Consider the following 6770-nt stretch of genomic DNA (forward strand, 5'->3'; position numbering starts at 1 on the left):
CTGTACCTACAGCCTGCCCGGCGCCCGAGGGCCGTTCTGTCCCCGGCCGGGGACGGCGGGCGGCGTGCCGGACCCGGCCGGGGGGCCTTTATTTGAGCCCGGTGTCGACGGAGGACATGAGCGTTCCGGTGTCGCCGGACATTTCCCAGATCATCGCCCCGAGCAGATTCTTGGACTTGATCCAGGCGCTCTTCTTGCCGATCGACCAGGTGTCGTCGAAGCTCCACCACTGGCCGTTGGCGCCGGTGTAGCCGTATGTCGCCACGGACTGGTCGTCGTGGTAGACGGTGAGGCCGCCGACCGAGGCGATCAGGTTGCTGTAGCCGCGGGTGCCGGACTCCTCCGGGAACTGGCCGGGGGCGGCTCCGTTGGCCGACTGCCACTCACCATGGGCACCGCCGTCGGCGACCTGCTGCCAGCCGCGCCCGTAGAAGGCGAGGCCGACGGTGAGCTGACGCGGGTTGACCCCGGCGCCGAGGTACTTCTGGATGGCTCCCTCGACGCTGAACTTGGTGGTGTAGGGGTCCTGGGCGTCGGGGTAGAGGTTGGCCTGGTGGCCGGTGCGGTTCGGTTCCCAGCTGTTGTCGCTGCCGGAGCCGTGGAAGTCGTAACCCTGGACGTTGCCGAAGTCCAGCGACGTGAAGACGCCGTTGGTGCCCGTGTCCCAGCCGAGGTCGACCTTGCCCGGGTCGGCGGGGGTGAAGGCGGTGAGCAGGTACTTCTTGCCGGTGGTCGAGGTAAGGGCGTTCATCTGGGTGCGGAACTCGGCGAGCAGGGCGGTGAGGTTGGCCTTGTCCGCTGCGGCGTAGTGATTGCCCGGGTGGCCGTCGGGCGAGCCGGGCCACTCCCAGTCGATGTCGACGCCGTCGAAGACTCCCGCCGCGGAGCCGGGGCCGCCGCGTCCGTTGCTCACGGGCAGGTTGCCCTTGAGGTACATGTCGATGCAGGACTGGACGAACTTCTGCCGGGAGGCCGCGGTCCTGGCGGCGTCGGAGAAGTACTTGCTGTAGGTCCAGCCGCCGATCGAGATATTGACCTTGAGGCTGGGGTACTTGGCCTTGAGCTGCTTGATCTGGTTGAAGTTGCCGGCCAGCGGCTGGTCCCAGGTGTCGGTGCTGCCGTTGACGGACTCGCCGGAGCTGAAGCCCTTCTCGTAGTCGGCCCAGGAGTCGCCCGCGCCGTCACCCTGGCTGGGGTCCTGCGGGTTGCCGGTGGTGGCCCTGGTGACGCCGTTGAGGCAGGTCAGGTTGGCCGGGTCGATGTTGGAGAAGGCGTAGTTGATGTGGGTGAGCCTGGCGGCGGCGCCCGTGCTGTCCAGGGACTTCACGGTGTAACCGCGGCCGTAGATGCCCCACTGCACGAAGTAGCCGACCTTGGCGTACGTGCCGCCGGGGTTGCCGCCTCCGCCGGTGGTGTGGACGGTGACCGCGCCGCTGGGCGGGCCGGTCTGGTCGGCGGTGTCACGGGCCCTGACGGTGTAGACGTAGTCGGTGCCCGCGGCCAGTCCGGTGTTGGTGTAGGTGAGGCCGGTGACGGTCGCCACGGTGCTGCCGTCGCGGATGACGTCGTAGTTCTTGACGCCCTTGTCGTCGGTGGCGGCGGTCCAGGTGAGGATGACGGAGGTGTCGGTGATGCCGCCGGCGGTGGGGGCGCCGGGTGCGGACGGTGGGTTGTCACCCGGTGGCGTCGTGCCGCCGTCGCAGGAACCGCCGTTGACCTTGCAGCCGCTCGGGTTTCCGGCTCCCGCGCCGTTGAAGCCGAAGCTCGCGGTGGCGCCGGGGGCGATGGTGCCGTTCCATCCCGCGTTCTGGGCGGTCCAGTGGTTGGCGGTGTGGGTGACGGTCGCGTCCCAGAAGGACGTCACCGAAGTGCCGGCCGGGTAGTCCCATTCGATGGTCCAGGCGGTGATCGTCGTCGTGCCGGTGTTCTTGACGGTCCAGGTGGCCCCGAATCCGGTGCCCCAGTCGGAGGACTTGACGTACGTCGCGGTCGCGGCCGCGGCCGCGCTCGCCTGGGTGGCCAGACCCACGATCGCAGCCAGTGGGAGCAGCAGCGCGGTGGCGACCGCGGCTGTTCTGCGCCGGATGAGCTGTGCGGTTCCTGTTCTCAAGGGTGCTCCTCGAGGTTGGGGGGAAGGGGGAACCTGCGCCGCCCGGAGAGCACGTCCGGCAGTCATGAACGACAGTCGTTCGTCGTGTGATTGTCACGACCCGCTCACCATCTGTTGTGATAGTGAGGGTAGAAAGGTCTGTACCATAGGTCAAGAGGTCTGGACCATACCCAACTCGTGGGCCAGTACCGCTGCTTGGACCCTGCTGCGCATTCCCAGCTTCGCCAGGATCCGGCTGACGTGGGTCTTCGTCGTCGCCTCGGCCATCTCCAGCCGCAGCGCGATCTCCGCGTTCGACAGACCGCCGCCCAGACAGGCCATCACCTCGCGCTCGCGCGGCGTCAGCGCGTCGAGGACGGCGGGGTCGGCGGTCCGCTGCGCCGGCTGCCCGGCGAACGCCCCGATGAGCCGGCGCGTCACCGCCGGGGCGATCATCCCGTCGCCGCGCGCCACCAGCCGCACCGCCTCCAGCAGCCGGTCCGCGTCGGTGTCCTTGAGCAGGAAGCCGGCCGCGCCCGCCCGCAGCGCCCCGAAGACGTACTCGTCCAGGTCGAATGTGGTCAGCACCAGGACGTCCGCGAGCTGTTCGCCGACCACCTGCCGGGTCGCCGCGACGCCGTCGAGCCGGGGCATCTGGATGTCCATCAGCACCACGTCCGGGCGCAGTTCGCGGGCGAGCCGCACCGCCTGCTCGCCGTCGGCGGCCTCACCGACCACGTCGATGTCCGGAGCGGAGCGCAGGATCATCACCAGCCCCGAGCGAACGGCACTCTGGTCCTCGGCGACCACCACCCGGATCATGTGATCCTTCCCTTGCCGGCCATGGGCAGCACCGCCCGCACCAGCCACAGTTTGCCGTCGGTGTCCGCCGGCTGTTCCACACCCGCCTCGAAGGAGCCGCCGAGCAGCTCCGACCGCTCCCGCATGCCGATCAGCCCCGAGCCCGACCCCGGTGCGCGCGGGCCGTCCCGGTCGCCGTACGGACTGCCGACGGTGACCGTGAGCGCCTCCTCGTCCTGCTGGAGCGCGACCAGGACCTCGCCGGGCGCCGCGTGCTTGAGCGCGTTCGTCAGCGACTCCTGGACGATCCGGTACGCCGCCAGCTCGACGGGCGTCGGCAGCGCCGGCGCGTCCCGCGGGCGGTCGTCGCGCAGCACGAAGCTCTGCCCGCTGTCGGCGCCGCCGGCGCGTGCGTGCTCCAGCAGCGCGTCCAGGGCGTCCAGGCTGGGTGCGATGGCCGGTGCCGCGTCCCCCTCGGTGTCCCGCAGCAGCCCGATCAGCCGGCGCATTTCGGCCAGCCCCTGGACGCTGTTCTCGCGGATCACCCCCAGCGCGTCGCGGGCCGGGCCCTCCCGTCTGTCGATCGACAGCGCGGCGGTGGAGTGGATGGCGATCGCGGAGAGGTTGTTGGCGACCATGTCATGCAGCTCCCGCGCCATCCGGGCGCGCTCCGCCGCCACCGCCTGGCGGCGGTCCGACTCGGCCAGTACGGCGGTCTGTTGTGCCCGCAGCGTCGCCGCGTCGGCGGTGTCGCGGTGCTGGCGGACGATGAGCCCGCTCCAGGCCGGGGCGACCGAGATGAGCGCGCAGATCAGCCCGCCGGAGAGCGCCTGTGCGTTGCGCTGGGTCAGCGCGAGGGTGATGGTGATCGCCGCCGAGACGATGACGCTCACGGCCGGCACCGAGCGCGTCATGCGTTTCGGCCCGTACAGCACGGCCGCATAGACGATGTCGGTGAACATCAGCACCGTGACCAGCAGGGACCCGAGGATCATGTTCGCGGTCAGGGCGACGACGCCGGTGATGATCGCCCAGGGCGGCGTACGGCGCAGCAGCTCGCAACCGGCCATGACCGACAGTGGCACCAGCGTCACCCAGGCCGGCATCTGCGGCGTCCGGCCCGAAACCGTGTAGAGACCGAAGGACCACATCGCCAGGCCGCCGAGCAGCCCGGCAGCGGCGATCCGCACATCGTCCCGGTGCGGGCGGGGGAGGGCGGCGAGCGGCATGCGTCCATCACAGCACGCCGGAGGAGGCGCGGGCGTCGCCTCACGGTCGTAGGCCGCCGCTACATCGAAGGATGCAGCGGACGCAGTCGCGGATCGTCGGACGCGACGACGCATCCGGACCGGACGGTGTACAGCCTGGAGCGGGAGGCGCACTATTACGTAGTAGGGGTACTACGTAATAGGAGGAGTGAATGAAGCTCAATGCCAAGGGACAGGTGACCATCCCCGCGGGGTTGCGGGCGAAGTACGGGCTGCGGGAGGGGGACGAGATCGACGTCGTCGAGGACGCGGGTGTGCTGCGGATCGTGCGCGTGGCGACGACCGAGACGCACGGCCAGCGGCTCGCACGCCGCATGCGCGGCAGCGCCACAGCGAAAGACGTGAACGGGCTGACGACCGACGAACTCATGGGACTTCTTCGTGGCGAATAGCGCACTGCGGGTGGTGGAGGGAGCCTCGCACAGCCCTTCCACGCTGGTCGACTCGTGCGTGCTCCTCGACCTCGCCCTGGACGATCCCACCTGGGGTCAGTGGTCAGCCGATGCGCTGGCAGAGGCGGCCGACGAAGGGCCGTTGGTGATCAACCCGATCGTCTATGCCGAGGTCTCCGTCGGTTACGACGCCGTCGAAGACCTCGACTTCTTCCTGCCTGCGACGGAGTACCGGCGGGAGGCGCTGCCCTTCCCTGCGGGCTTCCTGGCTGGAAAGGCATTCCTGAAATACCGCCGCGCGGGCGGCGCGAAGACGTCGCCCCTGCCGGATTTCTACATCGGAGCGCACGCGGCGGTAGCGGGTCACCGCCTGCTGACGCGGGACAAGGCCCGCTACGCCACGTATTTCCCGACGGTCACCCTCATCACGCCATGAGCCGGGCGGGGCCGGCTCAGCGTTCCCCGCCGGGCACCCACAGCACGTCGCCCACCTCTTTGTTGGCCGTCCGCGCCAGGATGAACAGCAGGTCCGACAGCCGGTTGAGATAGGTCGCGGTGAGCGGGTTCATCGTCTCGCCGTGGGTTTCCAGCGCCGCCCAGGTGGAGCGCTCCGCGCGCCGTACCACCGTGCAGGCGGCGTGCAGCAGGGCCGCCCCCGCCGTCCCGCCGGGGAGGATGAAGCTGCGGAGCTTCTCTAGGTCCTCGAGGAAGCGGTCGCAGTCCTCCTCCAGCTTGTCGATGTACGCCTGCTCGACGCGCAGCGGCGGGTACTTCGGGTCTTCGATCACCGGCGTGGCGAGGTCCGCGCCGACGTCGAAGAGATCGTTCTGCACCCGGACGAGGACGGCGGAGACCTCCGCAGGGAGAGAGCCCAGCGCGATGGCCACCCCGATGGCGGCGTTCGCCTCGTTGGTGTCCGCGTAGGCCGAGATCCGGACATCGGTCTTGGCGGTGCGGCTCATGTCGCCGAGGGCGGTCGTGCCGGTGTCCCCGGTGCGGGTGTAGATACGCGTCAGATTGACCATAGGGCCGAGGGTAGTCACGCACCGGCCTTGATGAAGACCTGTGTGCCGACCAACACGGACACCCCGTCCTGTTCAAACTCGATGCCGTGGAAGCCCTGCTGAGCGACGCGATCCTCAACTGTGCGACCAAAGACACACAGTGACCCGCCTCTCTTCCTGCTGCGCCGGGGTGTGAACGGGCGTTAAGGTCCGCCCAGAATCCCCGAACGAAGAGGTGTGTGTCGTGGCGAAGAAGCTCGCCGTCATCGGAGCCGGCCTCATGGGCTCCGGCATCGCGCAGGTATCGGCCCAGGCCGGTTACGACGTGGTGCTGCGTGACGTGACCGACGCGGCCCTGGCGCGTGGCAAGAGCGGGATCGAGGCGTCGTACGCGAAGTTCGTCGCCAAGGGGAAACTGTCGGCCGAGGACGCCGGGGCAGCGCTCGCCCGGATCACCACCACCACCGACCTGGAAGCCGTCGCCGACGCCGACATCGTCGTCGAGGCGGTGTTCGAGAAGATCGAGGTCAAGCAGGAGATCTTCCGGGCGCTGGACAAGATCGCCCGCCGCGACGCCATCCTCGCCTCCAACACCTCCGCCATCCCGATCACCAAGATCGCGGCCGTGACGGAGCACCCGGAGCGCGTGGTCGGCACCCACTTCTTCTCACCGGTGCCGCTGATGCAGCTGTGCGAGCTCGTACGCGGTTACAAGACCAGCGACGAGACGCTGGCCGCCGCCAAGGCGTTCGCCGAGGAGATCGGCAAGACCTGCATCGTCGTCAACCGTGACGTGGCGGGCTTTGTCACCACCCGGTTGATCTCGGCGCTCGTCGTCGAGGCGGCCAAGCTCTACGAGTCCGGGGTCGCCTCGGCCGAGGACATCGACATCGCCTGCAAGCTCGGCTTCGGCCACGCGATGGGACCGCTGGCCACCGCGGACATGACCGGCGTCGACATCCTGCTGCACGCCACCGGCAACATTTACGCGGAGTCGCAGGACGAGAAGTTCGCCGCCCCGGAGATCATGCGCCGCATGGTCGACGCCGGGGACCTGGGCCGAAAGAGCGGTCAGGGCTTCTATACGTACTAGTGTCTCGTGATCCTGATTGCGTCACTTCGAGTTGTTTGCAACGAGCTTCTTGATGCTGGTCTGGACGAGGCGGACCTTCGCCAGAATCTCTTCGGCGGTTGCGGTCCAAGTGAATGGTCTTGC

The 6770-nt window shown here is 69.0% G+C and carries 7 protein-coding genes; 3 read left to right on the forward strand and 4 right to left on the reverse strand.

Annotation, left to right across the window (positions count from 1 at the left end; translation table 11 throughout):
* Window positions 1–88: 88 nt before the first annotated feature.
* The 3 genes from QMK24_RS13800 to QMK24_RS13810 all read right to left on the reverse strand — a co-directional run bounded on the left by QMK24_RS13800 (window position 89) and on the right by QMK24_RS13810 (window position 4119).
* The gene (locus tag QMK24_RS13800; RefSeq protein ID WP_502962508.1) at window positions 89–2176 is read right to left on the reverse strand and encodes a glycosyl hydrolase family 18 protein; all 2088 of its coding nucleotides are present in this window, start codon (window positions 2174–2176) and stop codon (window positions 89–91) included.
* An 84-nt stretch (window positions 2177–2260) separates the two neighbouring features.
* Complete coding sequence (locus QMK24_RS13805) at window positions 2261–2911, reverse strand: response regulator (RefSeq protein WP_283466023.1); 651 nt, start codon at window positions 2909–2911, stop codon at window positions 2261–2263.
* Window positions 2908–4119 (reverse strand): sensor histidine kinase, encoded by a 1212-nt coding sequence (locus QMK24_RS13810; RefSeq protein WP_283466024.1) that lies wholly within the window; start codon window positions 4117–4119, stop codon window positions 2908–2910. Before QMK24_RS13810 ends, QMK24_RS13805 begins: the two co-directional genes overlap by 4 nt.
* 191 nt (window positions 4120–4310) lie before the next feature.
* Between QMK24_RS13810 and QMK24_RS13815 the strand changes: the two genes are divergently transcribed.
* The gene (locus QMK24_RS13815) at window positions 4311–4550 is read left to right on the forward strand and encodes an AbrB/MazE/SpoVT family DNA-binding domain-containing protein (protein ID WP_283466027.1); all 240 of its coding nucleotides are present in this window, start codon (window positions 4311–4313) and stop codon (window positions 4548–4550) included.
* 13 nt (window positions 4551–4563) lie between these two features.
* Entirely contained in the window at window positions 4564–4986 is a 423-nt protein-coding gene (locus QMK24_RS13820) for a type II toxin-antitoxin system VapC family toxin (protein WP_349361991.1), read from the forward strand.
* A 16-nt stretch (window positions 4987–5002) separates the two neighbouring features.
* Here QMK24_RS13820 and QMK24_RS13825 read toward each other — a convergent pair whose 3' ends face one another.
* Window positions 5003–5575: a cob(I)yrinic acid a,c-diamide adenosyltransferase gene (locus tag QMK24_RS13825; protein WP_283466030.1), complete on the reverse strand. Its 573-nt coding sequence runs from the start codon at window positions 5573–5575 to the stop codon at window positions 5003–5005.
* Window positions 5576–5798: 223 nt separating this feature from the next.
* Between QMK24_RS13825 and QMK24_RS13830 the strand changes: the two genes are divergently transcribed.
* On the forward strand, window positions 5799–6647 hold the full coding sequence (locus QMK24_RS13830; protein ID WP_283466032.1) for a 3-hydroxyacyl-CoA dehydrogenase family protein: 849 nt from the start codon (window positions 5799–5801) through the stop codon (window positions 6645–6647).
* Window positions 6648–6770: the final 123 nt, after the last annotated feature.

Source organism: Streptomyces sp. PH10-H1, assembly GCF_030063355.1.
GTDB lineage: Bacteria > Actinomycetota > Actinomycetes > Streptomycetales > Streptomycetaceae > Actinacidiphila.